Here is a 26,393-nt window from a genome sequence, read left to right as displayed (position 1 = left end):
AGCGAAATGCCCGCCATGGCGGTATGTGGCGGGCTCAGGCGCTGTTCCAGACCGGAAGGGGGGGTGTTTTCGCTTCGGGGTAGACGCGTGCGTCACGGGGCGGGGTGCGTGGCGAGAATGCCGTTGAGGAGCATGTCCACGCTCCAGCGCCGGCGCTCGATGGGGGTGCCGGACAGGAGGTTGCCGCTCTGGGCGTGGACGTGCGGGAAGCGGGCGGGCGGGGCGTCGGTGAGCGTGCGGCGCAGTTGGGCCCATTCTGCGTCGGCGGCCGCGTCCTCGCGGCGTACGGAGTGTTCGGCGGCGGAGGCGGTGGCGCTCTGCAGCAGGATGTCGACGCCCCAGGCGGCCTGAAGGTCGGGGACGCCGCCTTCGGCGAGCAGGGCGAGGAGGGTATCGAGCAGCGTGAGGTAGTTGTCGCCGTTGGGGCGTGCGGTGAGCGCGGACATTGCGAGGGCGGGATGGGCGAAGAGCACCTGCTCGTAGCTGGCGAGGACCGCGTCCAGCCTGGTGCGCCAGTTGCCCTCGTCCGAGTGGGCGGCCGTCAGGTCGACGTGGCCCAAGAGGCGTTCCAGGATCGCCGCGTGGAGCTCGGCGGTGTTGGCGACGTAGACGTACAGCGAGGCCGGCCCGGTGTCCAGGGCCTGTGCCAGGCGGCGCATGGTGACGCGCTGCAGGCCCTCCTGCTCCATGATCGACACGGCGGTGTCGATGATGCCCGTGAGAGTGAGGGCGGGCTTGGCGGGGCGCTCGCGGCGGTTGTGAGGGGTCGGCATGCTCCGACTCTACGTCCGAACGTGTTCGAAGCGAACGTGTCCGCTGCGCCTCGGGCTCCCGGGCGGCGCCGATGCCGGTCAGCGCGACGTCCAGCGCCCACCAGACGCGCTGCGCCGGGGCGCGGGCGAGCACCTTGTGCAGCGCACTGGCGTGGCGGAAGCGCTCGTCGGCGCCGCCTTCATGGGCCCTTCGGGCGCGGCCGACGGGGTCGCGCCGGCTGCGCCGCCGGTCCGATTCGGCGGTGATGGCGGTGACGTGGAGCATCAGCGCGAGGCGGCACGTAGGGGGCAGGCCGGTGGCGGGCAGACAGCCCGGGACCGTGTCGGTCAGGGCGATGGCGTTCTTGCCATAGGGCAGCACGCCGGCCGCGAGCCGGGCGAGTCCGTTGTGGCGCAGCAGCACGTGCAGGTAGGAGGTGCAGATTGCCTCCAGCCGGGCGCGGGGATCGTCGTCGAGGCGGGAGTGGAGGTCGATGTCGGCCAGCACCCGGTCCAGGACGCGAGCATGCAGTTCCTGCAGGGTGCGCGCGTAGGCATACAGGGACGCGGGCCCAGTCTGCAGCTCTTTGGCCAGGCGGCGCAGGGTGACCGCTTCCATGTCCTCGCGCTCCGAGCCCCGCCGCGGTGAACGCCTCCAAGCTCGGTGACGGCTTCGCCGCCCGCGTGCGCGTGCCGCTGCTTCTCCGTCATCCCGTCCCCTTCCGGGTTCGTCCGTGTGCGCCGCACCGTGGCGCGCCCAGCCACCGGGGACCGAAATGCATCGTTTGCCGACATTCGTCACGTGGGGCCGCCAGGGCCGCCTGTGGAGTGAGGCGACCGGCGATCGTGGTACGAACTTGTTCGTCACGAACATGTTCGCTACGGTCGGAGGGTCGTTCCGACAGACCCGTTACTGCCCTGAAAGGGGTGATTCGCCATGACGTCCCCCTCCTCCGGGCTCGGCCCCCAGGCCGCGACGGCAGACGCCGTCGCAACTTCCCGCTGGCCGCGGTCCTGCTCACCGTTACCGGTGTCGCCCTGTTCGGGTCCACCCTGTACCTGCCGCTGTACCAGCAGGTTGCGCAGGGCGCCTCGGCCTCCAGCTCCGGCCTGCTCCTGCTGCCGATGATGATCGGCACGCTGATCACCTCGAACATCGCGGGCAAGGTCATGACCGCCACCGGCCGCTACAGGATCTTCCCGATCCTGGGATCCGTCTTCCTGGTCGCGGGGATGGGCCTGCTGTCCACGATGGGCACCGACACCTCGCGCCTAGCGACCTCGGCCTACATGGCGATCGTGGGCGCGGGCACCGGATTCACGCTGCAGATGTCCAACACCATCGCCCAGAACGCCGTCGAGCTGCGTGACATCGGCTCCGCCTCAGCCGCCACCAACCTCTTCCGCAACCTCGGCGGCTCGCTCGGCATCGCCGTCTTCGCCTCCCTGTTCACCGGAGCCGTGGCCGGCGCCCCCCAGCAGCCCGGCGAGGCCAGCCCGTCCGGCGCCATCGAGCACCTGTCCGCCGCCGCCCGCCAGACGTACATCAGCGACGTCGCACACGCCACACATCTGATTTTCCTCACCGGCACGCTGATCGCACTCGCCGCCCTCGCGGCGTCGGTGCTCATCAAGGAGGCCCCGTTGCGCGGCAAGCCCGGCAGCGCCCCCGCCGAGCCCGCGGAGCCGACCACCGCGGCCTCCTGACCACTGCCTGCCTCCCTCCCGACTTGAACCTCTTCACAAAAGGACACTTATGAGCTTCGTCATCACCGGCGCCCGCGTCTTCGACGGGCAGCAGGACCTCGGCGTCACCGACGTGGTGGTCAACGGCACCACCATCGCCTCCGTCGGCGGCCCCGTCCCCGACGACGCGGCAGTGGTCGACGGCTCCGGCGCGACACTGCTGCCCGGCCTCATCGACGCTCACGTACACACCAACAAGGACAGCCTCGCCCTCGCGCTGCGCTTCGGCGTCACCACCGAGCTGGAGATGCAGGGCTACTGGACGCCCGAACAGCGCACCGAGGTCAACGAGGACGACACCATCGCCGACGTGCGCTCGGCCCTGATCGCCCTGATGGCCAGGGGCGGCCACCCCAGCGAGCTGATGGAAGGGCTCGGCGAGCACGACCCGACGGCCGGCGAGCACAAAGGCTGGGAGATGCCCTCGGTCGCCACCCCCGACCAGGCCCGCGCCCACGTCCAGGCATTCGCCCAGGCCGGAGCCGACTACATCAAGGTCATGATCGAAGACGGCGCCGTCATGGGCCACCCCGGGCTGCCCATGATCGACCCCGCCACCATCAAGGCCGGCGTCGAGGAGGCACACGCGCTCGGCCTCAAGGTCATCGCCCACGCCATCACCCTGGACGCCACCCGCCAGGCCCTCGACGTCGGCGTCGACGGCCTCGCCCACCTCTTCGTCGACCAGCGAGCGGACGAAGCCATCGTCCTCGCGCTCGCCGACGCCGACGTGTTCGTCGCCCCCTGCCTCGTCATCACCGCATCCCTGATGGGCCACAACGGCGCCCACCTCGCTGACGACCCCCGCGTCGCCCCCCGCCTCACTGACGAATGGGCCCAGACGCTCCGCGGCTCGTTCAACACCTACCCGCAAGGCGACTTCCAGCACGTCCTCGACAGCGTCTGCGCCCTCCACCAGTCCAACGTCGACATCCTCGCTGGCACTGACTCCTCCGTCCCCGTTCCCACCCACGGAGGTGTCGCCCACGGCGTCAGCATTCACCACGAACTCGCCCTGCTCGTCCGGGCCGGGCTAACCCCCACCGCGGCACTCACCGCTGCCACCGCCATACCCGCCCGCCGCTACAACCTCACCGACCGAGGCCGCATCGCCCCCGGACTGCGCGCCGACCTCCTCCTCGTCAACGGCGACCCCCAGACCACCATCGACCACACCCTCGACATCAGGTCCATCTGGCGCCGCGGCACCCGTCAGAACTGAAGCGAGCGACGGCGGCGGCACCAGAAGGGGTGCCGCCGCCGAGTGAGACCCCCCGAACCCCTCAGCAGCCCGAGGGGCTGCAGCGATTACCGGACAAGCTTCCTGCGGCGCCGGGCGCGCGCGTCGTAGCACCTCCGACCAGACATGCCCCTGCTCCCGGCGCTCGCGGGGGCGGTCGCCGTTCCAGGACGGCGGCTGCCGCGCCGGCAGACTGGAGGAGGTCCGGTTCACGGACATCGAGCACCTCGAGTTCGACCTGTAGCAGCCACGCCCCAAGCCCCGCGAGCCCGGTCGGTCGGTCCTCGGTGTCGGCTAGCGTCTTTGGCGCACGAGCGGGTTGTTGACCCGGCTCGTACCGGCGCTGACGATCCGGGCGGAGTCGGTCTCGGGTCACGGCGCCGGCCTCCGGCCGTGGCCTGGCCGGCTGTTCGCCGCAGCCCGGTCGCACTCCTGGGATCACCGTTCGGGTTGTCTGTGAGGGCAGGGGCCGGTCCAACGGTCGTCGTGCTTCGAGGTCTCCCACCTGGCCGGCGCGCGAGGACGCGGCACACGGGTGTCCGCGGCGGGACCGGACGGCAAGTACCGGACGTCAGACGCGGGCCGACGGAGTCCGGCCCGGTCTCCCCCGACTCCGCCTGTGCGGACGGTGGTTGCCGTTCGGGCCGCTCACACGCGTGGAACCAGGCTGGAGGTGGAGTACGAACACGGCGTCGTCGCATTCGCCGAGACTCCGGCGTGCCGACCGTCGACAGGTCGGGCCTGCCCGGTTCTGACCGGGCAGTCGCCGGCCCTACACCTCGTTCGTGTAATCGCTGTCCTCCGGCTCGTTGCGCCAACGACTCCTGGACGCCACGCGCTGCACATCCGTCTTGCGGGTGAGTGCGCAGATGTCGCGGTAGACACCGCATACGAGAGTTCCGGTCCGCGTGATGTCCAGGGCCCCCGGTGCCGAGGGCAGGTGCAGTCGCGTGGGAACCCGCCTCTTGAGATCCCAGACGCAGATCGTGCTGTCGCTTCCTCCGGTGACCGCAACGGGCCGGCCGTCCAGCTCGGCGCACGCCACGGCCACCACCCAACTGTCGTGCCCTTTCAGGAGGACGTCACCGAGTTGTCGGCGAGTGGTCAGGTCCCACAGGCCGACGGTGCCGTCAGCTCCGCCGGTGACGGCGACGGGCCTGCCGTCCACGTGGGCGCATGCCACCGCGTACACCGGACCGTCGTGCCCTCTCAGGGGGGCGCCGACACGCCGCCGAGTCGTCAGGTCCCACATACGGACGGTGTGATCATCGCCACCGGTGACGGCGATGGGCCTGCCCTCCAGCTCCGTACAGGCCAACGCCTGCACCGGGCCCTTGTGCCCTTTGAGGGGGGTGCCGACAGGCCGGCGGGTGGTCAGGTCCCACACGCGCACCGTGCCGTCACGTCCGCCTGTGACGGCGGTGACCCTGCCGTCCACCTCAATGCGGTCCACGCGGTGCACGGGTCCGTCGTGCCCGGTGAGGGGCGCGCCGATGGGGCAGCCGATCGCCAGGTCCCACATGCGGACGGCCCCGTCTCCTCCGCCGGTGACGGCGACGGGCCGCCCGTCCAGTTCGGCGCACACCGCGGCGTTCACCTGGCCCTCGTGGCCCGCGAGGACGTCGATGAGCCGCCCTGAGGTCAGGTCCCAGGTGCGCACCGGGCCGTCCTCTCCACCGGTGACGGCGACGGTCCGGCTGTTCAGTTCGGTGCACGCCACTGCTATCACCCGGCCGTCATGTCCACTGAGGGGCGCGCCGATGGGCCGATGGGCGGACAGTTCCCACGTTCGGAGGGCTCCGTCGGCCGCGCAGGTGACCGCGATGGCCTGATCGCCCACCCGGATGCAGTCCACCGCGTGGACCGAGCCGCCGTGGCCGCCGAAGGGGACGCCGACGGATCGGCCGGTACTCAGGTCCCACATGCGGGCCGTGCAGTCGCGTCCTCCGGTGAGGATGACGGTCTTGCCGTCCACTCGGGTGCAGTCCACCGCGTAGACCGGGCCGTCATGACCGATGAGAGGGGCGCCGATGGACTGGCCGGTGGTCAGATCCCACACACGGGCCGTCCCGTCCCGTCCTCCGGTGACGGTGACGGTCCGGCCGCCCAGTTCCGTGCACGCCACCGCCTGAACCGGTTTTTCGTGGCCCTTGAGCGGCGCGCCGATCGGCCGCCCCTCAGTCAGGTCCCACCTGCGAACGGTGCCGTCGTATCCTCCGGTGACGGCGACGAGTCGGCCTTCCAGCTCGGCGCACGCCATGGCCTGAACGCCGCTTTCGCGGCTGACGACGGGAGTGCCGACCGGCTGGCCGGTGGCGAGGTCCCACATGCGGACAGAGCCCATTATTCCGCCGACGACGGCGACGGCCCTCCCGTCGAGTTCAGCACACACCGCCGCCATCGCCAAGCCGACGTGCCAGACGCCGATGGGCAGACGGGTGGCGAGATCCCAGACGCGGAGCTCACCGTCGCCCCCGCACGTCACGGCGATGGGCCGGCCTTCCAGCTCAGTGCATGCCACCGCCAGCACCGATCTGCTGTGTCCGGTGAGGGGGGTGCCGACGGGGCGGCTGGTGGCCAGGTCCCAGATGCGGACCGTTCCCTCGTCCTCAGCCGTGACGGCGATGGGCCGTCCCTCCAGCTCGGCACACGCCACCGTGGACGCGGAGCCACCGGTCATCGTGTTCCGCAGTGCCGGCGAGACGTCGGAGCCCGTCGCGAAGAACGGCGTCCAGGACGAAGGGGGCAGGGCGGCGTTGAGGGCGCGGCGGATGGTGCCGGAGTTGTAGCGGGTGGCGTCGATGGCGAGGATCTGTCTGCGGTCGGCCGGGCGGAGGGGGCGGTGGCGGCCGAGAGAGGAACGGTAGATGGCCGCGTGCAGGCAGGCGTCGTCCGTGGTCGTCAGGTGGAGGTGGCGGGCGAGTTCGTCAGGGGCGGCGTGAACGAGGTACTCGGTGTCGGTGACGGTCTCGTCGAGGCGGCCACCGCGGGCGGCGTGGGTGGCCAGGTGGCGGAGCGAGTACGGGTGGGCATGGGCCCAGTCCGGGGTGGTGTCGGCGCGGTAGGGGACCTGGCGGCGCAGCACGGTGGTGATGGCCGAGTGGACCCGGGTCGGGTCCTGGTCCTGGCGCAGGTACTCGGCCATCGCCTCGTGGTACAGGCGGTAGACCGAGCGGCCGTCCTCGGTGGCCTCGACGACGTAGGCGCCCGCGGCGCCGCGGAGCCAGTGCAGGTCGTCGTTGGTGTAGGGGCGGCCGGAGACGGCGGTGGCGATGGGAGCCCAGAGGTCTTCCCAGGGCAGGCCCTGGCCCTGGGCGAAGGCGAGTGGGCGGAGCAGGTCGATGGCGCGCTGCGCCTGGTCGCGGAGGCGCTGGGTGAGGTCGTCGTGGATGGCTTGGCCGGGCAGACGGGGCAGGGAGCGGCGCCAGGCCGGGTCGGCGGGGTCGGGCAGGTGGGGGCTGGCGGCGAGGGTGCCGGCAGCGATCCGGGCTACGAGGAAGGAGCACCCGGCGGCGCGGGCCACCTGCCGGGCGATCGCTCGTAGCCGCCCGCGGGAGCAGTGGAGGTACGGGGATTCGGCAGCCGCCTCGAGGAGATTGCGGACGGTGTAGGCCAGGACGGCTTCGGGGTCGGCGTAGGTGTCGGCATCCAGATCGATGTGGTCCTCGCGGCGCAGACCGAGGCCGGACAACAGGTGCGGACGAGTGCCGAGCAGCAGCCGGACGCGGGAGCCGCCGTGGTCGATCAGCGGCCGCAGAACGTGACTGCACAGGGTGTCGGGTGTCTCCGCCTCGTCGAGGGCGTCGATGAGTATCGTCAGCGGCCGTCGACCGGCCCGGGTCCGGTCCGGCAGACCGTTGAGCAGGTCGGCGACGCTCGTGGCGGTGATCCGCGCGGCTGCGGCGATGCCCTGCAGGACCTGCTGATCGGTGAGGTTCTGCGCGTAGACGGCGGCGTCGAGCGATCCGACGCCGGGTAAGGTGCGGTCGCCGAGCCCGAGGGCGTCGAGCGGTACGGTGCGTCGGTGTTCCGCATGGGTCAGGGTGGCGATCAGTCCCAGGACGGCGGTCTTGCCCGACCCTGGACCGGCGGTGACCGCCAGGGCGGACCGGTCGGGCGGCAGGTCGGTGAGCCAGCGGGTGATGTCGTCCAGTGCGCGGTGACGGCCGGAGAACCACCAGCCGGCCCGGGACGGATCGCTGTGCCCCATGGCTCGGCGCAGCAGCCGCGTGCGGTATTCGACCTCGCGGCGGTCGGTCTGGGTCTGCCATGCGGAGGTCTGCTGCAGGGCCAGGTCGATGTGGGTCAGGCGTGAGTCGCACCGGGGGTTGGGGAAGAACGGCGGCATCGTGCCGGTCAGCCCGATGATCTCGGCGCTGGTGGTCTGATGACCGGGCCGCTTGGGATGGGCTCTCATCTCGGCGACCAGGGCGTCCAGGGCCAGTTCCCGCGGTCCGTGGCCGGCGGTGGCCAGACTGGTGACGGCCTCACCGAGCAGGTAGGGGAACGCACCGGTCTCGGCGAGCTCGTTGGGCTGTGCCGACGTGAGCAGGGCCAGTCCTGTCTCCGTCTCCTCGCCCCATCGGCCCTTCAAGCCGGCGACCGCGCCCAGCAGTTCGTTGCCGCCCTGTCCGGAGAAGCAGGTGTCCAGCATCAGCAGCAGTCGGCGCACCCGGGTGCCGCGGAGCATCTTGCGGGCCAGTGTCAGGGTGGGTAAGGCGTCATCGATGTCCTCTGGGTCGGTGTCGGCTGTCAGCAGCACGTGCTCGCCGTCCTCCAGAACCTCGCCGTGCGCGGCGATGTACACCGCCAGGACATCGTCAGGCCGGCGGTCCGCGGCCCGGCAGAAGGCGCGCAGTCCGTCGGTGAGCTGCGCGGCGGTGGGGTTCAGACCGAGGTCCGAGACGTGCTGGTAGCCCAACTGCCGGGTGAACAGGTTGATGATCCGCTGACGGGCATCGGCCAGCCGGGGCCGGTCCCAGCCGAGCCCTCGGGCCTTGGGGTAGTGGCTGACCGCAGTGGCGATCAGATAGCGGCGCGGCTCGGACGAGTTCATGCCAAGCCCCTGGCCACAGCCGCACCGGTCAGGCGGTCGGTCAGGTACGCCGTGGCGTCATGGGCGTGGGAGCCGTTGTGCACGACCGCGCTCCGCACGTCCTCGCCGAAGTACGGCCGCAGATCCTTCACCGCTGCCACGGCATCCCCCTCGTCGGCCACGTTCGTCCAGCACAGACTCTCCGGCCCGGGCCAAAGGCCACTCGGTGAGGGGGCGGGCTCCAACCTGTCGAAGATCATCCGCGTGCCCAGCGGTGAGCCCAGCGTCACCAGTGCTCGCACGCCATGTCCGGGCAGTGCGCACAACGCCTCGTAGGCGACCACCGAACCGAGCGAATGCGCGATGACCACCCGGGTGTCGGCAGTGATGGCCGTCTGGACCCGCCGGCGCACCCGGACACGTAACTCAGGGTCGGCGAGGTAGCGGTGGACCTGCTTCAGGTCGAACACCAGGGCACGCAACGCGATCCGGGAGAAGAACCGGGATCGGGACAGCGCACGCAGCGCGGTCTGCGCGGCCCGAGGGGAGCGAACCAGGGTGTCCCCGCCCGGCGGTGCCACCCCCGCATCGCCCTCCGCTGCGCTTCGCCACCAGGCCAGCAGCAGCTCCGCCTCGAATCCGTCCTCGACGTCGGCGGCGGTGTACGCCGGATCCCCCACCGCCAGCATGTGTCCCGGCGGCCGGAAGAGATCCCCGTAGAACGCCATGGCGAAGCCGTCCTCTTCCAGCGCCCCGGGCTCCGTCCCGGTGACGGCCTCGGCTCGCCGAAGTCCGTCGGCCAACGCGGGCCTCCACTGCGAGCGCAGCGACTCCTCTCCCAGTAGCTGCTTGCCGACTCCGTGCACCCCGACGACCCGTGCCATCCCACGCCCCCAAGCCCTGTGCTCGACGCACCTCGACGCGCATCCACCCTAAGGGTTCGCAGCCGCGCCCAGGGCCCGGGAGTCCGGGCTTTGGGGCATGGACGCGGCAGCCTTCGGCCTGGCGGCGCGCCCGGCGTCGGCATGTGGTGGGGGAACTGGGCACAGGCCGACCGTGTCGCACTCCGACGGCGGGCAGGTGCGGGGCATGTGGGTGTCGCACGAGGAGTCCGGACGCGGGGCCGCGGAAGCGCGCCGCCCGCGAGGCACGGAAATCCGTGGACGTCGGGTTCCGTCGCCCGGCCGTCCCCCGGGGAACCGCTGCAGTTGTTCTCCCAAGCGGCTTCGGCCTGCTCCAGGCGCTGCCGGACGAGGGTTGAGATACGGGGCGGCAACTCCACGTAGTGGCCGTTCAGATGCAGGCGCATGGTGCTTCCGTCCACCGAGACATCCTCGGTGGTGAACCGGAGGATCTTGCTGATCTGCAGGCCGAGGAGGAGGACGAGGCTGCCGACCACTCGCGCGGGAAGCGGGATGGTCTCGTCGTGCACGCAGCGTCGAAGCTGCTGCAGACGCTCATCGTCCTCGATGAAGACGCTGGGCTGCTCTACCCGGCGCTCGGGAACGTTCAGGTCGCGGGTCACTTTGTGGCGGTGTGTCCACTGCAGGAACTGGCGGATGTCCCCGCGGTGGCGCTTGCCCTGGGACAGCCAGCGGTCGAGGGCCGGCTGGTTGAGGTCGGCCAGGGCGATGCCTTGGTCGTCCAGCCAGGCCAGCAGTTCCAGCGGACGCTGGATGAGGGAGCGGGTCCGGGCCAGGGACGAAGCGCCCAGCCCTTGGCCGCGGCGGCTTCGGTCGCGGTGGCGGCGGATGACATACCAGTGCGCGAAAGGGCTGACGATCTGCCGGTGCCCTGCTGGGGCCTGCGCGAGGGCCTGGTCGGCCAGCGAGGCAGACGTTCTACCTCTTCATGGCGGGTCGGCAGAAGACCGGCGGTCGACAGGAGATCGCGGGCGTATGCGGTGATCAGCTTGTCGGGCAGGGCATCCAGGTCCCGGTGTGTGATCGTTGTCCGTCCTGTTGCCAGGGCGGCGAATAGGTCAGCGACGCCGTCGAGGTCGAGCCAGTGGTGCACGGTCACGGGTCGGCCTGCGACCAGAAGCGCCGCTCGCACAGGGGCAAGCTGCTCCGGGACGCAGGGTGCGTCGGGGGCCAGCAGGCTGGTTAAGCGCTGGTCGAGGGCGCAGCGGGCGCAAAATCCGCGGCGGTAGAGCAGTCCGCTGTTGCCGCAACCTTGGCATTCGTAGGCCGGGCCGTCCCCGCAGCACGGACCGCAGCAGGCAGCTCCGTCCAGGCGGCGGCCGATCAGTGGGCGCTTCTGGCCGCATTCGCTGCACGTGGCGGGTGCGCGGCGGACCCGGGTGTAGCAGGTGTTGCAGACCGGGCCGAGGGGCCATTCAGCCTGCACCTTGCGGGACAGGTGGCAGATCGCGCACGACCGCGGTCGGCGTTCGTGGCAGCCCGGGCACAGCGGCTTGCCGCGGACGATCGCCGCCACGCGGCGAGTACGGCCGCATTGAAAGCACGTGCGGTCGGGCACGCGACAGCACTGGGCACACAGGTCGGGCTCGTCCCCGCAGGCACGCTGCATGATGGACCGCACCTCACCGCACCGCCCACACTGCCGCGTCGGGGAGCGATAGCACTGCCGGCAGACTGGGCCTGCGGCCGTGATCGACTGAACGGGCGCCTCTGTTCCACACGAAATGCAGGCGCGGGCAGGTCTGGGCCTGCAGTGGTGACACAGCGGCAGACCGTCGGGAAGGCGGGCGGCGCCGCGTACCTCCCGGCCGCAAGTCGTGCAGTGGGGCATCGCCGCGGCGCGCTTGCAGTTGGGGCACACCGGGCCGTCCTCAAGCGCGGTGGTGCGGCGGGCTGGGCGCGCGCATCGTACGCAGGTCGCGTAGTGAGCCCGGCTGAAGCAGTTCGGGCACAGGCTTCGCCCGTCATACTGGCGGCCCAGTTTCCGCGAAGGTTTGCCGCAGTCCGCGCAGACCGGCGCTGTGACACCGGGAGTGCCGTGGTCGAGCAGCGCGTGCGCGAGCCGGACCAGCGCGAACGGCGCCGCCGTTCCCGGGCGGGTCAGCGTGTCGGGGTGCTCAGCTAAGTGCCGGTCGAGGATGCCGACTGCAGCGCCGCGAATGACCGCCTCCTGCAAGACCTCCTCCAGGACCCGGCCGTCCAGGCCCGGTAAAAGCACGCGCAGACGTTCCCTGATCCGGGCCAAGCCGCCATGGGTTTTGCCCTGCCGGGTCACGTCAGGTCAGGGCGTCGGACCGTGGTGTGACGCGCTCGTGGCTGAGCTGGCGCCGCCTCGCCCGAAGTCTTGCGGATCTCCGCGTTGACGACCTTGACCTCCAACAGGTCGTTCGGCTGACAGTTGAGGATGTCGCACAGTGCCGCGAGGGTGTCTACCGACAGTCGCTGAGGCGGCTGCGTCACCAGCCGGAACACCTGCTCTCGGGACAGGTGGACACCCCGCTCCGCGAGTAGCGGCACCAGCGCGGAGGTCTGGAACATGCCCTTCTCGGCCATACGCAGTCGCAGGTGCCACACCACGCCCATTTTGCGGATCACGCCGGCTCCTCCCACAGAACGCCGTGGCGTTCCTTCAAGGCCCGCTCCAGCAGCCGGTTGCGGTAGTCGTCCGAGACCCCGGTGTAGATCGCGGTGGTGCTGGCGTAGGTGTGACCGACCTGCTCCTGCCCGAACCGCTCCGGGTAGCCAAACTCGATCAGGTGAGTCACGTAGCTGTGCCGCAGGCTGTGCAAGTCGAGTTCATCGGGCAGTTCGGCAAGCTCACGGGCCGCGGTGAAGGCGCCGTTCAGGCCCCGTAGGGAGACGCGGCCCCGACGCTCGGTGACCCACAAGGCCGGGTGCTTTCCCGGGGAGAACCCGATGCGGGCCTCGCCGAAATAGTCAGTGAGGATGCCGACGATCCAGTCCATTTCCGGAACCGTCAGCACGGTGCGGCGCTTGGGCGGCCCGCCCTTGGAGGCCTTGCCGAACCGTACGAAGATTCCGCCGAACCGCCCGTATGACGGGACCTTCGGATTTCGCCGCAGGTCGACCATGTCCAGTCCGCACGCTTCCTGGCGGCGCAGCCCGTAGGCGTAGACGGCCTTGAGCATGACCGCGCAGCGCAGCGCCGCCAGCGCTCCCTTACGTCCGCGCTCGCGGCCCCGCACAGGAGCCGAGCGCGTCGCGGCCGCCTGGCGGGGTCTGGATCTGCCCGGGCCGTGGCGGGCGGCGGAACCGGCCGGGGACGTGGAGGAGTTGTTCGCGTCCCGGTTCGACCTGCCGCCGGGTGCCCGGGTGCGGCCGGTGCAGAAGGCGGCGGTGGAGCTGGCGCGGGCGATGGACGCGCCGGGACTGATGGTGATCGAGGCGCCGATGGGGGAGGGGAAGACGGAAGCCGCGCTCGCCGTCGCGGAGATCTTCGCCGCGCGGTCCGGGGCGGGCGGCGTGTTCTTCGCGCTGCCGACGATGGCCACCGGCAACGCGATGTTCCCCCGTCTGCTGCACTGGCTGGAGCGTCTGCCGGCCCCGCCCCGGGCCCGTCACTCGGTGCTGCTGGCCCACTCCAAGGCTGCTCTGAACGACGACTTCGTCGATCTCATGGCTGCGGGCCGGCCGATCGCCGCGGTCGACGTGGACGGTGACGCACCGAGGTCTGGGCGGCCGGCCGGTGAAGGGTATGCCGCGGCGGCCGAACTCGTGGCGCACCAGTGGTTGCGGGGGCGGAAGAAGGCCATGCTGTCGTCGTTCGTGGCGGGCACGATCGACCAGCTGCTGTTCGCCGGCCTGAAGAGCCGGCATCTGGCCTTGCGTCACCTCGTGATCGCGGGGAAGGTCGTCGTCATCGACGAGGCCCACGCCTATGACGCCTACATGAGCGTCTATCTCGACCGGGTGCTGTCCTGGCTGGGCGGCTACCGGGTGCCGGTGGTGGTGTTGTCGGCGACGCTGCCCGCCGCCCGCCGCCGGGAACCGGCCCAGGCCTACGCCGGCGCCGGCGTGGATGCGGCCGCTTTCGACGCCGTCGCCGAGACGGGCGACTATCCCCTGCTGACCGCGGTCGCGCCCGGAGGGCCGCCGTCCGTGTGGCGTCCGGCCGGCTCGGGCCCGCGCCACGGACGTCGAAGCAGAACCGCCGGAGGACGACCTGAAGGTCCTCGCCGACCGCCTGGAGATGGAACTCGCCGGCGGCGGCTGCGCCCTCGTCGTGCGCAACACGGTGCGCCGCGTCCTGGACGCGGCGGCCGTGCTGCGCGAGAGGTTCGGCCAGGAGAGCGTCACCGTCGCCCATTCCTGCTTCGTCGACGTGGACCGGGCCGCCAAGGACGCCGGCCTGCTGCACCGCTTCGGGCCGCCCGCGGGCAGCACCGACCGGCCGCAGACGGCGCACGTCGTCGCCAGCCAGGTCGCCGAGCAGTCCCTGGACGTCGACTTCGACCTCCTCGTCACCGACCTCGCCCCGCTCGACCTTCTCCTGCAGCGCATGGGCCGCCTCCACCGCCACCTGCGCGGCGGCCGGCAGCAGAGCGGCCGGCCCGAACGGCTGCGCCGCCCGCGCTGCCTGGTCACCGGAGCCGACTGGAGCGCCCCGGTGCCCGCGCCGAGAGCGGGGCGATCCCGTTGCCTTGGACTGCTGCCGACGCCTGACGCCCGACGCGGAGAGCGGACGCCCGGGGCAGGGTTTCCGCCTGCCAAGCCCTGGCCTGTGACCGCCGCAAGGGCGGGTCGCCGCATGCCGGTGGCGGACAGATGCAAAGCGCGTGCCCCCGCGCTGCCGAGCGGCGTGGGGGCACATGGAACACCGCGCTGGTCACCCTCGTGCGTTACTTGCTCGCTCCCTGCGCGAAACCGTTGTAGATCCAGCGCTGGAGGAACAGGAAGACGATCAGGGTGGGCACGATCACCAGGATGGCTCCGGCCGAGATGGTCTCCCAGTGCGCCCCGAACGGTCCCTTGAAGCGGTACAGCGCGGTGGAGATGGTGCCCAGGTTCTCCGAGGGCATGTAGAGGAAGGGGATGTAGAAGTCGTTGTAGGTGGTGATTCCCTTGATGATGACGACGGTGGCGATGGCCGGCTTCAGCATCGGGAAGATGATTCTGCGGTAGATGGTGAAGGCGTTGGCCCCGTCCAGCCGTGCCGCCTCGTCGACCGAGACCGGTATGCCCCGGATGAACTGCAGGAAGATGTAGATCGACACGATGTCGGTGCCCATGTAGAGCAGAATCGGCGCCCAGCGGGTGTCGAAGAGACCGAAGCTGTTGACCACCTGGAAGGTCGCCACCTGCGTGGTCACACCAGGCACCAGGGTGGCGATCAGGAACAGGGCCATGACGAGCTTCTTGAAGCGGAACGCGAAGCGGTCGATGGCGTACGCCGTCATGGAGCCGATGACGACCGTGCCCGTGATCGAGAACAGCAGGATGAAGGCCGTGTTCCCGAGGGCCATCAGCATGTGGCCGTCGGAGAAGGCGGTCGCGTAGTTGGAGAGGTTGAGCCAGTCGTGCGGAAGGGCCAGCGCCCCCTGGCCGTCGGCGACTTCGCTAGGAGTTGTCTTCAAATGTCACGCCCACATCAGGAGCGATGCGAGGGTGACGGCTGCCTGGTAGGACTCGGCGGTCTTGTCGTAGCGGGTAGCGATGCCGCGCCACTGCTTGAGGCGGTTGAAGCACCGTTCCACGACGTTGCGCTGCTTGTAGAGCTGCTTGTCGAAGGCCGGCGGGCGCCCACCCCGGCTGCCGCGCCGGAGCCGGTTGCGGATCTGGTCGGCCCGCTCGGGGATGGTGTGACTGATGCCGCGGCGTCGCAGCCAGGTCCGTATCGCGCGGGAGCTGTAGCCCTTGTCGCCCAGCACGTGTGCGGGCCGCGTCCGGGGACGGCCCGGGCCCATGCGAGGCACCCGGATCGCCTCCATCACGGTGGTGAACTGGGTGCAGTCGTTGGTGTTGCCGCCCGTGAGCACGAAGGCGAGCGGACGCCCGAAAGCATCGCAGGCCAGGTGAACTTTGCTGGTCAGGCCGCCCCGGGAGCGTCCGAGTGCGGGGCTGCGACGCCCCCTTTTCGGGCCCCGGCGGCATGCTGGTGGGCACGCACGACGGTGGAGTCGACCGACACCAGCCAGTCGACCTCTCCCGCCGCGTCCGCCCGGGCCTGGGCGGCCTGGAGCATCCGCTCGAAGGTGCCGTCCAGGGCCCACCGGCGAAAGCGGGTGTGCAGGGTGTGCCAAGGCCCGTAACGCTCAGGCACGTCCCGCCAGGCCGTGCCCGTCCGGAACTTCCACACGATCCCGTTGAGCACGGTCCGATCGTCCGACCGCTTCCGCCCACGCAAGGACTCGGGCAGCAACGGACGGAGGAACTCCCACTCCTCATCGGACAGTTCATGGCGACGTATCACCCGACCATGATCCACCACTCAAGATCAATTGAAGACACTGCCTAGCCGTCGGCGAAGCCCAGCGCGCTGTCCGGCCGGCAGTGCGTGCAGGCGGCCACGCCCTCGGCGAGCGCCCGGAGCGCCGTCATCTGGTCGATGGCCTGGACCCGCTTGCCGGACATCCGGCAGTCCCCGGTGTGGACGGAGACCGGCGGCGAGGTCCGGTTGAGGCCGCGTTCGAGGACCCAGTCCGGGCGCGGTGGGCGGGCGGCGATGCCGCGCTGCCGTTTCTGCTCGCGCCGCTCGCGCGCCGCGATCTCCTGCTGGACCCGGGCGAGGCTGTAGCGCAGCCAGGTCTCCAGGGTGCGCAGGCGGGGCAGGTCGGGCGGCAAATCGGTCACGTGTTCGATGATAGGGGGTAGGCTGCTGGCGAGCATCGTGAGCGGGCGGGTGATCAGGAGTCGGTCATGCCGGATGGCTTGCGCGTCCTCACCGTCCTCGGCATCGACCCCCACGACCTGGAGGCGGCGCCGGACGGCCCGTCGCGTCACTCCGGATATCAGGCCCGCATCCACCCGCTCTCACCGGAGCGCCGGTGCTGCTCGGCGTGCGGTGCGCCGGCCGTCGCGACGCGCCGCCTGGACGTGCCGGGTCTCGGTTTGCGGTGGGTGGATGCCTGCCGTGACTGCATGATCGCCGCATGGACGAGCTGACTCCCGGCCGCTTCCATCTGACCGCGTACTCCGCAGGTCGGACGGTCGTGTACGGCTGTTGGAACGACCGGGCGGCCGCGGTCAGGAAGTTCGCCAAGTGGGTGGGCGAGTACGGAGCCCTGCCGGATCCCCGGATCGTGCTCGTGGACGAGGAGAGCGGCCGGGAGCTGGGCAGCTGGCCGTAGGGGCACACGGCGCGCCCGGCGCGGTCCGCTGCGTGCCGCCGTACTGGAGTGCGCCGCGGCACTGCCGGACGCGCTGCTGCATCAGATGGCCCCGACGTTGCAGGCGCTCACCCTCACGGATCAGATCGCGCGGGCGGAGCCCAAGTCCATGTCCGTTCTCGCCGACGTCCTCGATGAGCTCCACGGCCGTCGCCGGGACCAGGGCGGGAACCCATCCTCTGAGGGTCCCGCCGCGCACCAGCTGAGCACGCTGAATCAAAGCCGCTCTCGCACTCCGCTCACGGGTACGCGAGCGGCTCTCTCAGCTGCGGTGCCAGAACTCCATAGCCGCACGGAACAAGACCGGCGACGAGATCGCGATCAGGTTCGTCGCTCACCGCACCCTCGTTGCTGCACCACCACGTCGTCCAGCAGGCGAGCGTGGTCGCGCCCACCGAGCACCTGAAGAAGCAGCGGGCGGAGGCCGCCGCGCCATCCTCGTCCGAGACGCGTGGCCTGCCTCGCCCATCCGTCGTTGACGGGGATGCCTGCTGAACTCCCATGCCAAGTTCGGCGGCCCCGGACAGCGCCCGGTCGCGGCCCGCACGGCCGAGGTCATCGACTTCTTCGCCGGGTCTGGCGGCAGGAGGTTGGGTGCGAAGGCGGCCCGTAAGACGACCCTGTTCAAAAATCTCGACGTCTTCTCGTCTCCGCATTCCCGCAGCTCAGGTGGACAGTTGGCGTCGGATCAGTCGGCCGTCGGGTTCTGGAAGTTGTGGTGACACTTCTATGCGGAGTGCTGGGGTGTCACGGCCGATGACGCGTGGTGGGCCTACGGCGAGGTCATGTCCGGCCGGGAGCGTGGGCGTCGCGGGTGGGGTGGCCGGCGTCTACGCCGCTGCCGGCTGCCGGCACTGACGGCCCGGTCCTGCGCGGCGCGGCCGGCGGGACGCCGGTGCGGTGGCCCGGGAGTCGCCTTGAGTTCAGGGCGACTTCGCCGGCCTCGGCTTCCAGGGAGGGCACGGCCGGCCCGGGCGAGGCCGGGCCTGCGCCTCCTGCACGGCTCTGAGGCCGTGCAGGAGAGGGCCGGAAGAAGGGTGAGCGCTGCGCTCAGTTGCCGCAGGCGCAGCCCGCGGATGCCGGCGCGGGGACGGGTTCCTCCTGCCCGGCACAGCAGGCGTCTGCGCCGGTGACGGGGCTCTTGCCCAGCTGGTCGGTGTCGGCCTTGACGACGTAGACCTCCCACGGCTCCTTGCCGGGGCCGGTCACCCAGACCTTGTCCTGGAGGGCGTAGCAGCAGGAGGTGTCGTTCTCCTTGAACGTGGCGAGTCCCGCCTCCTTGAGGCGGTCGGTGGCGGCGATGACCTCGTCGGTGCTCTCCACCTCGATGCCGAGGTGGTCCAGGCGGGTTTCCTGGCCCGGCTCGCCCTCGATGAGGACGAGTTTGAGCGGCGGGGACGTGATCGCGAAGTTGGCGTAGCCGGGGCGGCGCTTGGCGGGTTCGACGCCGAAGAGCTTCGAGTAGAAGGCCACCGACGCCTCGAGGTCGGCGACGTTGAGCGCGAGCTGGGCACGGGACATGGCGGTCTCCCCGGATCGGTTGCATCGATGCCTGTCGATGCAACCTTGCGCCTTGAATCGAAAAACGTCAACATAGAAGCATGTCGAAACAAGAGCTTGTGGTGCTCGGGCAGGACGGCGTCGAGGGCTGCTGCCCCGCCCTGCTGACCGCCCCGCTGGACGAGGGTCAGGCCGAGACGCTGGCGAAGGTGTTCAAGGCCCTGGGCGACCCGGTCCGGCTGCGCCTGCTGTCGATGATCGCCTCCCGTGCGGGCGGCGAGGTGTGCGTCTGCGACCTCACCCCCGCCTTCGAGGTGTCCCAGCCGACGATCTCCCACCACCTCAAACTGCTGAAGCAGGCCGGGCTCATCGACTCCGAGCGGCGCGGGACGTGGGTGTACTACCGGCTGCTGCCGCAGATGACCGACCGTCTCGCGGCGATCCTCACCCGGCCCGCCGGACAGGTCCCGGCCGAGACCGCGCCGGCGGCCGGGGCAGCGTCATGAGCGCGCAAGCCGCAGCCACGGCCCCCGCGGGGCCAGTCGCCGGGCGGCTGTCCTTCCTGGACCGCTTCCTCGCCGTGTGGATTTTGATCGCGATGGCGGCCGGCCTCGGCCTGGGCCGTCTCGTGCCCGGTCTGGGAGACGCGCTCGCGGAGGTCACCGTCACCGGCGTCTCGCTGCCGATCGCGCTCGGCCTGCTCGTGATGATGTACCCGGTGCTCGCCAAGGTCCGCTACGACCGCCTCGACACCGTCACCCGCGACCGGCGCCTGCTGATCCCCTCGCTTCTGCTGAACTGGCTGATCGGCCCGGCGCTCATGTTCGCCCTGGCCTGGATCTTCCTGCCGGACCTGCCCGCCTACCGCACGGGCCTGGTCATCGTTGGCCTGGCCCGCTGCATCGCGATGGTCATCATCTGGAACGACCTCGCCTGCGGCGACCGCGAGGCCGCCGCCGTCCTGGTCGCCCTGAACTCCGTGTTCCAGGTCGCCGCGTTCAGCCTGCTGGGCTGGTTCTACCTCTCCGTGCTCCCCGGCTGGCTCGGCCTGGAGCAGACCGCGCTCGACGTGTCGGTATGGGAGATCGCCCGCAGCGTGCTGATCTTCCTCGGCGTCCCGCTGCTGGCCGGGTTCCTCACCCGCCGCCTGGGCGAGAAGACCAAGGGCCGCACCTGGTACGAGACGAAGCTGATCCCCCGCATCGGCCCGTTCGCCCTGTACGGACTGCTGTTCACCATCGTGGTGCTGTTCGCCCTCCAGGGCGACGCCATCACCTCCCAGCCGTTCGACGTCGCCCGGATCGCGCTGCCGCTGCTCATGTACTTCGCCCTCATGTGGGCCGGGTCCATGGCCGCCGGCCGCGCCATCGGACTCGACTACCCGAAAGCGGCCACGCTGGCCTTCACCGCCGCGGGCAACAACTTCGAACTGGCCATCGCGGTCGCCATCGCCACCTTCGGCGCCACATCCGGCCAGGCCCTGGCCGGAGTCGTCGGCCCGCTCATCGAGGTCCCCGTCCTCATCGGCCTCGTCCACGTCGCCCTGGCCGCCCGCCGCTTCTTCCCGCAATCCGCCCCGGCGGCCCGACCCGCCGTCTTCCCGGAAAGCTCCGCTCATGTCTGAGACCAAGCCGTCCGTGCTGTTCGTATGCGTCCACAACGCAGGCCGCTCCCAGATGGCCGCCGCCTTCCTCACCCACCTCGGAGCAGACCAGGTCCAGGTCCGCTCGGCCGGCTCCGCCCCCGCGAACACGGTGAACCCGGCCGTGGTCGAGGCGATGCGGGAGTCGGGCATCGACATCTCGGCCGAGGCCCCGAAAATCCTCACCACCGAGGCAGTGCAGGCATCCGACGTCGTCATCACCATGGGCTGCGGAGATGCCTGCCCCTACTTCCCCGGCAAGCGCTACCTGGACTGGCAACTCGACGATCCGGCCGGACAGGGCGTCGCGGCCGTCCGGCCCATCCGCGACGAAATCGAGCGCCGCATCCGCGGCCTGCTCGCCGAACTCGCCATCGAGCCCGCAGCATGACAGCCACCGACACCGGCGCGCGCATCACACCGCTGCGGCCCGAGCACGCCGAGCAGGTCCTGGCGATCTACCAGCTCGGCATCGACGAAGGCAACGCCACCTTCGAGACCACCGCCCCCACCTGGGAAGCGTTCGACAAGGCCAAGCTGCCCGACCACCGCCTGGTCGCCCTCCACGGCGGCCGGGTCCTGGGCTGGGCCGCCGTGGTGCCGGTCTCCGACCGGTGCGCGTACGCCGGCGTCGTCGAACACTCCGTCTACGTCCACCCCGACGCCCGCGGCCGCGGGATCGGCCTCGCGCTGCTGGAAGCGCTGCTGGCCTCCACCGACGCCGCCGGCATCTGGACGGTGCAGTCCGGCATCTTCCCGGAGAACACCGCCAGCCTCGCCCTGCACCAGCGCGCCGGGTTCCGCGTCATCGGCACCCGCGAACGCATCGGCCGCCACCACGGGGCATGGCGCGACGTCGTCCTGGTCGAGCGCCGCAGCACAAGCGTGAACTGAGCGCGACGGCCACCACGGACGGTTACCTCAAAGAGGAAGCTGCCACGACTGGAGGCGTGGTCAGCAGGAAAGCGGCTCGATGCCGGCAGTGCGGGGCGCGCCTGCCGGACGGGTGCTGGACGAGCCGGCGCTACTGCATGGCCGCGTGCCAGAGGGGGCCTGGCGGCAGGCGCGCCTCCGGTGGGCGGCGATCGACGCCGGGGCGAGGCGCTGAAGGCGCTGCTGGAGAGCCGCCCGCATCCCTGGCCCCGGTATCGCTGCCCAAAGTGCGGCAGCACCTGGTCCAGCAACGACACCCCCTTGGATCCGCAAGCGTTCCGACGCACTGCTCGCCGCGCTGCCGTACGCGAGCCTGGCGGCGTCGTTCGCGTTCAGCAGCCGTCACGCCCTGACGCCTGTGCGTGACGGCAAGCCGGGGGAAGAGGGCCAGCGCATCGTCTGGGTGATGCCTTCCCCGTGACCGTGCTGGCGCAGGCGGGGGTTGGCCGGGCATGAAGCGACTGATCCGCGCGGCGGCAGCGGCGGCCGCCGCCCTCGTGACCGTGGTGTGCACCGCGCTGGCCGCGTCGGCCGACCCCTGGCCCCCCCACCCCAAGGCGTGCAACACGAAGGCGGCCGGTGCGCAGCTGCACACCACGCAGGCCGTCCGGCTGCGTGCCGGCCGTGGCACGCGGCCCGTGTGCTGGCCGTGCTGCCGAAGGGCACCGGCTCCTACGCGGAGTGCTGGGGTGTCACGGCCGATGACGTGTGGTGGGCCTACCGCGAGGTGATGTCCGACCTCGGCCGTGGGCGTCGCGGGTGGGTGGTCGGCGCCTACGCCGCTACCGGCTACCGGTACTGACGGGGCTTGCCCCTGAGATCATGGTCACGATGGGCGGGCCGGAGCTGTAGCAGATGAGCTGCCGACTGGTCGGCGACCTGTTGTCGGAGTGGGCCGGTAAAGTACCTCCGCTTGCGAGCGGACGCGGTGGGTCCGGTGGGGTTGCGGCTGGTGAACTACTGGCAAACCGCCCCATACAGGCTCGCCTGAGTGTGCTGATCCTCACCCCTCAGGATGTGATCTGTGTCACTCTGGTAGTGGAAAACGGCTTCCGAGCTGGGGTGTTATCTGCATCAATTGCATCAATCGCTCAGCCAACATACGGCTACCAGTCGCACGATCACCGCAAGTTGAGGCACGATGGGGGAGTCCTCGCAGCGATGTGTGACGGTTGACACATAAAATGCAACTGTCTTGCCTTACGTGAGGGTAACCGCATTCGGATATACGGAAGGCCCCACCCGACGCCGGCCAAGCCCAGGTGAGGCCCTCCTCAGCACACCGTCTGCAGCGCGGCCCCGACCCTTAGGTCGGGGCTTTCCGCGTTACCAGGGCCAGTGGTCCCGCACGATCCGGTAGACCGTGTAGGCCGGCCCCAGCCAGCGAGCGATCCGATAGGACCCCTCCCGCCTGCTGCAGCATCGGCAGTGCCCCTCAGGCAGTTCATCGACAGCCATCGGGTCCATCACCCCAATCTCCGTGGGCCTGCGGATTTCGCAGGTCCCGTGGAAGGCCCACAGACTTCGTGGACTCCCCGGGGGAGCACACGACTGCTCGTGAGCCCCTGGAGCGACAGATGCGGGAACGATACCCGAGCGCAGCAGCGCCCCGCGTCACGTCAACTTCGCGACAGTGCCACCAGAACGGCACTGCGTGCCACTACGCGCCTGGGCAGAGCGCCGCTCGCATGGGCGCAACGGAATCCGAAGCCGCCGAACAGGGCCGATGCCCGCGCCCGTTTGGTACGCAGTGCCGAGTTCCTGCACCGCGGGTGCGCAACGTCACACCGGAAGCACACGCCTTCCGTGAACGCGCCCCCTGCCAAACCTGGTTGCCGCACGACCCCTGGAGGCTGACGACGCCTCACATGTCCGACGCGACGAGGCAGAGCCCACTTCGGCGGCTGAAGCGGAGGGGAAGGTCCCGCCCGGCTCCGACCGGACCAACGCGCCGGCCGACGACGTGACAGGCCGTCGGATCCCTCAACCGGCCGCCTCGGAGCAGCTGTCGTAGGCCGGAGCCGACAGGCCCTCGCCTCAGCGCCTGCCGGCCCACCAACAGCAGACACGGCAGAAGCTGGAGACGACATTGCCCAGCAGACTGGCCAGGATGCCGCCCACGACCATGGCCGGCCCCCGATACGAACGCCACCAGGGTTCCCACAGGCACCGTCGGGCGGCGGGCCGCGTCGTACATCCCGCTGCTCCTGCTGGGCGGCCGGATCGCCGTCGGCGGCCCTGGGGGTGGTTGTCAGGGCGGGGACTCGGTCGTGTCGTCTGCTCGCTGCCTCTCTGCGGCGGGGTTGTCGGTTGCGGGTGACGGCCCCGCCGTCGAAGCTAGCTGCACGCGTTCGAGGTGGGCCAGTGCGGCCTGGTCGTCCGTCCTCTGCAGGATCCGTCGCCGCATCGCCTCGGTCCGGTACTGGGAGACCACGGGGATCACACTGGCGATGAAGGCGCCTACACCCTGTAGGACGACGGGCAGCAGGAGCAGGACGCCGATCCACCAGGGTGCGCCTGTGAGGTCGCTCAGGACTCCGGCGATGCCGGTGGCCGTGTTGGGGACGCTGAGGGCCATGACGAACTCCAAGATGGCGAGGCGGCGGGGAACGGTTGCTTGACCCCTTGCTGCGCCCGGTACGGGGCAGGACAGCAGCAGGGCGGGAAGTTTTCGGGGTGCGCACCTTCGCAGGGCTTGGCCTTAGCGGCGCAAGTGCAGTGAGCGAGAGGCAAGCTGTCACGGCCGTCGGAGCCGTTCCATACTCCCGATCTGCAACTTCCTGACACTCTGCGGCTGTTGAATACGCCCTTCCCGGATGCGTGAAGCTCAAGACGGTGAACAACCTGCTGACCACAGCGCCTTGAATCCGTCGCCTATGGCACACCGACTGGTTAGCCCGTCAAGGCCTGCGACCCGGCGGACGACGGCATGGGCAAGGCCCGGACCTCGCGGTCCCGGCCACTTGTCCCTACGCATGGTTATGTCGTAATGGCGGCCGAATGTGACGCTCGGCCTCAGCCGGAATGCGCCTGCCTACCAGCGCATGCTGAGCGCGTCCAGATCGGCCCGACGCTCCAGGCTGGGGTTTCCCGGCGCGGCGGCGGGCGATGAACGAGCCCAGTTTCACCGGCTCGCCGTCGTTCTGGTCGACGCGTTTCCAGGGCACCCGCAGATGGCCCTCGCGGGCGTGGAACTGGCGGGCAACAGTGATGTTCCGTTCCCATGCGGCGCTCTGGGACCGGCGGGCGGACCGCTCGTTCCAGGCCGCTCGCTCCAGCTCGAGAGGTTTCTCCAGCAGCCACCGCTGTGCGGGCAGGAGCGTGTCCCACTGGCGGCGCTGCGCGGCGGCCCATGCGCCGAGTTCCTCGCCCCGCGCGATCACCTCGCCCGCCGCGGGGATCTTCCCGCCGGCCTTGGACCAGACCATGCCGAGCGCGTCCAGCTCGGCGAGCAGGGCTGAGGTTCCCTACCGCGCAGGGTTGAGGTCGCGTCCGACCTACCGCGTGGGTATGACCGTAAGACCAACCTCCCACAGGATGTCCGCGCCAAGCGACGGTCCTAGTGTTCTTCGACACGGACACCTAATCGTAGATGGAGGTCCAGAAGTGCGGGGGAAACAGACCGCAGTACTTCTCAGCACGACTGCCATCATGGCCATGTTGGCCGGCACCGGATTCGCTGCTCCCAGCGGCGGCCATCATCGTGGAACAACCACAGTCGTGCACGGTACAGAAAAGAAGCTACCGCCTGGGCTCAGCTTCGAACACGTCAAGGGCCAGTCTGACATGGTCTTCTACATCAAGGCCAAACACAGCGGAAAGTGCATGACCGTGTACCGGGCCAGCACGGCACGCGGCGCAAAAGTCAACCAGTACAAGTGCGTAGGCACCAAGAACCAGTGGTGGACCCTCTACAACGTCGCAGACCTCACATGGAGGATCACTGGATACCAGAGCGGTTTATGCCTCTCTGTGGCCGGTGGCAGTCATAAGAATGGGGCACCACTTATCCAGTGGACCTGCAATGGCGCCGAGGACCAGTTGTTCATGTGGCCCTGGAGCGGGAAGGTGATCCGTTCGTTCGAAAGCCAGAAGTGCCTCGATGTACAGGGTGCCTCCAAGGCTGACAACGCGCCCATCATCCAGTGGTCGTGCAACTTCCGGAACAATCAACTGTGGCAAAGGACTGGTTGACCATGGGGCAGGTCACGAGAACGACACTCGTATCAGCCCTAGCAGCAACCACAGGCGCGATGTTCATGATCTTGCCTGCTGCTGCCTCCAGCGCAACCGATGGCCCTGCCGTAAACGTCGCCGCCGCCCACCAGGCCCAAACAGCCGCCTCGACCGTCAAGTACGTGAAGAACAAGCACAGCGGTAAATGCCTCACAGTGTACCGGGCCAGCAAAGCGGACAACGCTGTCGTCAACCAATACAAGTGTGTCGGCGCCGCGAATCAGCGCTGGAACTTCGAATGGACCGGCGGGCTCTCCTACAGCCTCCGCAACATGAACAGCCAGAAATGCCTCACAGTCCATGGTGGGAGCAAGTCCAAAGGTGCCACCATCGACCAGTACACCTGCGTCGGCTCGGCCAACCAAAAGTTCTACATCAACATCGCCAAGCCGTGGGACACTCCACTCAAGGCTGCCCACTCTATGAAATGCGTGGACGTTCAGGGCGCAAGAACTGCCGACAACGGCCGTGTCATCCAGTGGTCATGCAACGGCCGGAGCAACCAGGAATGGAGTTATTAGCGGCCAGGATTGCCTGGTGGCGGCGGGTGAGTTGCGCGATGCCTCCGTCTCCTCCTCCATGTCCCGCTTGGCCCAAAGGCCCGGGGGTGTGGTCTGGTTCCAGAGTTCATCTGGGTTTGTAGTTTGAAGCAGGGGGGTGGCCTGGTTCTGCCAACGGTACATGCTGCTTCACCTGATGCAGGCTCACCCTCCCCAGCCACCCCCTCTCCTCGCTGCCCGGGCCGCAGGCCCGTTGGCCGACCCGCGCAGCAGGGCCGGCCTTGGGGCGCGCAGCACCCCCTGGTGGCTGGAGCGCAGCGGAGCCACCCAGCGGAGCCGCAGGCTCCGCAGCTCCGGGAGCGCAGCGGACGGAGCGTCACCAACCCGGCGTAGCCGGGTTGGTGAGCGGAACGCGCAGCGTTCCGCCAGCGCTCCCGCGCAGCGTTCCGCCAGCGCTCCCGCGGAGCGGGAGCGCAACACCCGCGCGCAGCGCGGGTGTTCGCTTGCCCATCGCGCAGCGATGGGGTACCCGCTCCGCGG

Annotated in this window: 21 protein-coding genes and 3 pseudogenes; 13 read left to right on the top strand and 11 right to left on the bottom strand. The window is 70.0% G+C overall.

What is annotated here, in order from left to right:
• Positions 1-92: 92 nt before the first annotated feature.
• Positions 93-773, bottom strand: coding sequence for a TetR/AcrR family transcriptional regulator (locus tag AB0N63_RS29970; RefSeq protein WP_365533747.1), 681 nt, complete (start codon positions 771-773; stop codon positions 93-95).
• On the opposite strand from AB0N63_RS29970, the gene AB0N63_RS29965 reads away from it, so the two are divergent.
• The 3 genes from AB0N63_RS29965 (at position 772) to AB0N63_RS29955 (ending at position 3,720) form a co-directional block, all read left to right on the top strand.
• Positions 772-1,401 (top strand): hypothetical protein, encoded by a 630-nt coding sequence (locus tag AB0N63_RS29965; RefSeq protein ID WP_365533746.1) that lies wholly within the window; start codon positions 772-774, stop codon positions 1,399-1,401. The genes AB0N63_RS29970 and AB0N63_RS29965 overlap by 2 nt on opposite strands.
• 278 nt (positions 1,402-1,679) lie before the next feature.
• A complete protein-coding gene (locus tag AB0N63_RS29960) occupies positions 1,680-2,459 on the top strand; it encodes an MFS transporter (protein ID WP_365533744.1) in 780 nt (259 codons plus the stop codon).
• A 49-nt stretch (positions 2,460-2,508) separates the two neighbouring features.
• Positions 2,509-3,720 (top strand): amidohydrolase family protein, encoded by a 1,212-nt coding sequence (locus AB0N63_RS29955; RefSeq protein WP_365533742.1) that lies wholly within the window; start codon positions 2,509-2,511, stop codon positions 3,718-3,720.
• Positions 3,721-4,510: 790 nt separating this feature from the next.
• Here AB0N63_RS29955 and AB0N63_RS29950 read toward each other — a convergent pair.
• The 4 genes and pseudogenes from AB0N63_RS29950 to AB0N63_RS29935 all read right to left on the bottom strand — a co-directional run.
• Complete coding sequence (locus AB0N63_RS29950) at positions 4,511-8,794, bottom strand: caspase family protein (protein WP_365533740.1); 4,284 nt, start codon at positions 8,792-8,794, stop codon at positions 4,511-4,513.
• The gene (locus tag AB0N63_RS29945) at positions 8,791-9,657 is read right to left on the bottom strand and encodes a hypothetical protein (protein ID WP_365533739.1); all 867 of its coding nucleotides are present in this window, start codon (positions 9,655-9,657) and stop codon (positions 8,791-8,793) included. The genes AB0N63_RS29950 and AB0N63_RS29945 overlap by 4 nt, the downstream gene beginning before the upstream one ends.
• Positions 9,658-11,967: 2,310 nt before the next feature.
• Complete coding sequence (locus tag AB0N63_RS29940) at positions 11,968-12,291, bottom strand: helix-turn-helix transcriptional regulator (protein ID WP_365533736.1); 324 nt, start codon at positions 12,289-12,291, stop codon at positions 11,968-11,970.
• A pseudogene (locus AB0N63_RS29935) lies at positions 12,288-12,887 on the bottom strand (tyrosine-type recombinase/integrase); the annotation flags it as partial. The gene AB0N63_RS29940 and the pseudogene AB0N63_RS29935, both read right to left, overlap by 4 nt.
• Positions 12,888-12,897: 10 nt before the next feature.
• On the opposite strand from AB0N63_RS29935, the pseudogene cas3 reads away from it, so the two are divergent.
• A pseudogene (cas3, locus tag AB0N63_RS29930) lies at positions 12,898-14,335 on the top strand (CRISPR-associated helicase Cas3'); the annotation flags it as partial.
• 220 nt (positions 14,336-14,555) lie between these two features.
• Here the strand turns inward: cas3 and AB0N63_RS29925 are convergent.
• From AB0N63_RS29925 to AB0N63_RS29915, 3 genes and pseudogenes are all read right to left on the bottom strand, one after another.
• Positions 14,556-15,290: a carbohydrate ABC transporter permease gene (locus tag AB0N63_RS29925; protein WP_365533734.1), complete on the bottom strand. Its 735-nt coding sequence runs from the start codon at positions 15,288-15,290 to the stop codon at positions 14,556-14,558.
• 3 nt (positions 15,291-15,293) lie between these two features.
• Positions 15,294-16,123 (bottom strand): annotated as a pseudogene (locus AB0N63_RS29920) (IS5 family transposase).
• Between the two features lie 44 nt (positions 16,124-16,167).
• Entirely contained in the window at positions 16,168-16,506 is a 339-nt protein-coding gene (locus AB0N63_RS29915) for a DUF6233 domain-containing protein (protein WP_365533731.1), read from the bottom strand.
• A gap of 66 nt (positions 16,507-16,572) precedes the next feature.
• Here AB0N63_RS29915 and AB0N63_RS29910 point away from each other — a divergent pair, with 66 nt between their 5' ends.
• Positions 16,573-16,818, top strand: a complete 246-nt coding sequence (locus tag AB0N63_RS29910; RefSeq protein WP_365533728.1) for a hypothetical protein — start codon at positions 16,573-16,575, stop codon at positions 16,816-16,818.
• A complete protein-coding gene (locus AB0N63_RS29905; protein WP_365533726.1) occupies positions 16,806-17,003 on the top strand; it encodes a hypothetical protein in 198 nt (65 codons plus the stop codon). Before AB0N63_RS29910 ends, AB0N63_RS29905 begins: the two co-directional genes overlap by 13 nt.
• A gap of 1,089 nt (positions 17,004-18,092) precedes the next feature.
• On the opposite strand, the gene AB0N63_RS29900 is transcribed toward AB0N63_RS29905, so the two are convergent.
• Positions 18,093-18,563 (bottom strand): ArsI/CadI family heavy metal resistance metalloenzyme, encoded by a 471-nt coding sequence (locus AB0N63_RS29900; protein ID WP_365533723.1) that lies wholly within the window; start codon positions 18,561-18,563, stop codon positions 18,093-18,095.
• Positions 18,564-18,643: 80 nt separating this feature from the next.
• On the opposite strand from AB0N63_RS29900, the gene AB0N63_RS29895 reads away from it, so the two are divergent.
• From AB0N63_RS29895 to AB0N63_RS29875, 5 genes are all read left to right on the top strand, one after another.
• The gene (locus AB0N63_RS29895) at positions 18,644-19,048 is read left to right on the top strand and encodes a metalloregulator ArsR/SmtB family transcription factor (protein ID WP_365533721.1); all 405 of its coding nucleotides are present in this window, start codon (positions 18,644-18,646) and stop codon (positions 19,046-19,048) included.
• On the top strand, positions 19,045-20,166 hold the full coding sequence (gene arsB / locus AB0N63_RS29890) for an ACR3 family arsenite efflux transporter (protein ID WP_365533719.1): 1,122 nt from the start codon (positions 19,045-19,047) through the stop codon (positions 20,164-20,166). Before AB0N63_RS29895 ends, arsB begins: the two co-directional genes overlap by 4 nt.
• Positions 20,159-20,575, top strand: coding sequence for an arsenate reductase ArsC (locus AB0N63_RS29885; RefSeq protein ID WP_365533717.1), 417 nt, complete (start codon positions 20,159-20,161; stop codon positions 20,573-20,575). The genes arsB and AB0N63_RS29885 overlap by 8 nt, the downstream gene beginning before the upstream one ends.
• Entirely contained in the window at positions 20,572-21,078 is a 507-nt protein-coding gene (locus AB0N63_RS29880; protein WP_365533715.1) for an N-acetyltransferase family protein, read from the top strand. Before AB0N63_RS29885 ends, AB0N63_RS29880 begins: the two co-directional genes overlap by 4 nt.
• Positions 21,079-21,757: 679 nt before the next feature.
• Positions 21,758-21,919: a hypothetical protein gene (locus AB0N63_RS29875; protein ID WP_365533713.1), complete on the top strand. Its 162-nt coding sequence runs from the start codon at positions 21,758-21,760 to the stop codon at positions 21,917-21,919.
• Positions 21,920-23,368: 1,449 nt separating this feature from the next.
• On the opposite strand, the gene AB0N63_RS29870 is transcribed toward AB0N63_RS29875, so the two are convergent.
• Both AB0N63_RS29870 and AB0N63_RS29865 read right to left on the bottom strand, forming a co-directional pair.
• Positions 23,369-23,695: a hypothetical protein gene (locus AB0N63_RS29870; protein WP_365533711.1), complete on the bottom strand. Its 327-nt coding sequence runs from the start codon at positions 23,693-23,695 to the stop codon at positions 23,369-23,371.
• Between the two features lie 391 nt (positions 23,696-24,086).
• A complete protein-coding gene (locus AB0N63_RS29865) occupies positions 24,087-24,545 on the bottom strand; it encodes a helicase associated domain-containing protein (RefSeq protein WP_365533708.1) in 459 nt (152 codons plus the stop codon).
• 223 nt (positions 24,546-24,768) lie between these two features.
• Here AB0N63_RS29865 and AB0N63_RS29860 point away from each other — a divergent pair, with 223 nt between their 5' ends.
• The gene (locus AB0N63_RS29860; protein ID WP_365533707.1) at positions 24,769-25,311 is read left to right on the top strand and encodes an RICIN domain-containing protein; all 543 of its coding nucleotides are present in this window, start codon (positions 24,769-24,771) and stop codon (positions 25,309-25,311) included.
• A gap of 59 nt (positions 25,312-25,370) precedes the next feature.
• Positions 25,371-25,874 carry an RICIN domain-containing protein gene (locus tag AB0N63_RS29855; RefSeq protein ID WP_365533704.1) on the top strand — a complete coding sequence of 168 codons (504 nt, stop codon included), beginning with the start codon at positions 25,371-25,373 and terminating at the stop codon, positions 25,872-25,874.
• Positions 25,875-26,393: the final 519 nt, after the last annotated feature.

Source organism: Streptomyces sp. NPDC093260, assembly GCF_040683715.1.
Classification (GTDB): domain Bacteria; phylum Actinomycetota; class Actinomycetes; order Streptomycetales; family Streptomycetaceae; genus Streptomyces; species Streptomyces sennicomposti.
This window is presented reverse-complemented; position numbering and strand designations above follow the sequence as displayed.

Coding starts and splice junctions, on each gene's coding strand:
- AB0N63_RS29905 (WP_365533726.1), top strand. CDS start 16,806: ATGGACGAGCTGACTCCCGGCCGCTTCCATCTGACCGCGTACTCCGCA.
- AB0N63_RS29880 (WP_365533715.1), top strand. CDS start 20,572: ATGACAGCCACCGACACCGGCGCGCGCATCACACCGCTGCGGCCCGAG.
- AB0N63_RS29910 (WP_365533728.1), top strand. CDS start 16,573: ATGCCGGATGGCTTGCGCGTCCTCACCGTCCTCGGCATCGACCCCCAC.
- arsB (WP_365533719.1), top strand. CDS start 19,045: ATGAGCGCGCAAGCCGCAGCCACGGCCCCCGCGGGGCCAGTCGCCGGG.
- AB0N63_RS29870 (WP_365533711.1), bottom strand. CDS start 23,695: ATGGCCCTCAGCGTCCCCAACACGGCCACCGGCATCGCCGGAGTCCTG.
- AB0N63_RS29965 (WP_365533746.1), top strand. CDS start 772: ATGCTCCGACTCTACGTCCGAACGTGTTCGAAGCGAACGTGTCCGCTG.
- AB0N63_RS29900 (WP_365533723.1), bottom strand. CDS start 18,563: ATGTCCCGTGCCCAGCTCGCGCTCAACGTCGCCGACCTCGAGGCGTCG.
- AB0N63_RS29865 (WP_365533708.1), bottom strand. CDS start 24,545: ATGGTCTGGTCCAAGGCCGGCGGGAAGATCCCCGCGGCGGGCGAGGTG.
- AB0N63_RS29945 (WP_365533739.1), bottom strand. CDS start 9,657: ATGGCACGGGTCGTCGGGGTGCACGGAGTCGGCAAGCAGCTACTGGGA.
- AB0N63_RS29895 (WP_365533721.1), top strand. CDS start 18,644: ATGTCGAAACAAGAGCTTGTGGTGCTCGGGCAGGACGGCGTCGAGGGC.
- AB0N63_RS29860 (WP_365533707.1), top strand. CDS start 24,769: ATGGCCATGTTGGCCGGCACCGGATTCGCTGCTCCCAGCGGCGGCCAT.
- AB0N63_RS29970 (WP_365533747.1), bottom strand. CDS start 773: ATGCCGACCCCTCACAACCGCCGCGAGCGCCCCGCCAAGCCCGCCCTC.
- AB0N63_RS29950 (WP_365533740.1), bottom strand. CDS start 8,794: ATGAACTCGTCCGAGCCGCGCCGCTATCTGATCGCCACTGCGGTCAGC.
- AB0N63_RS29855 (WP_365533704.1), top strand. CDS start 25,371: ATGTTCATGATCTTGCCTGCTGCTGCCTCCAGCGCAACCGATGGCCCT.
- AB0N63_RS29955 (WP_365533742.1), top strand. CDS start 2,509: ATGAGCTTCGTCATCACCGGCGCCCGCGTCTTCGACGGGCAGCAGGAC.
- AB0N63_RS29885 (WP_365533717.1), top strand. CDS start 20,159: ATGTCTGAGACCAAGCCGTCCGTGCTGTTCGTATGCGTCCACAACGCA.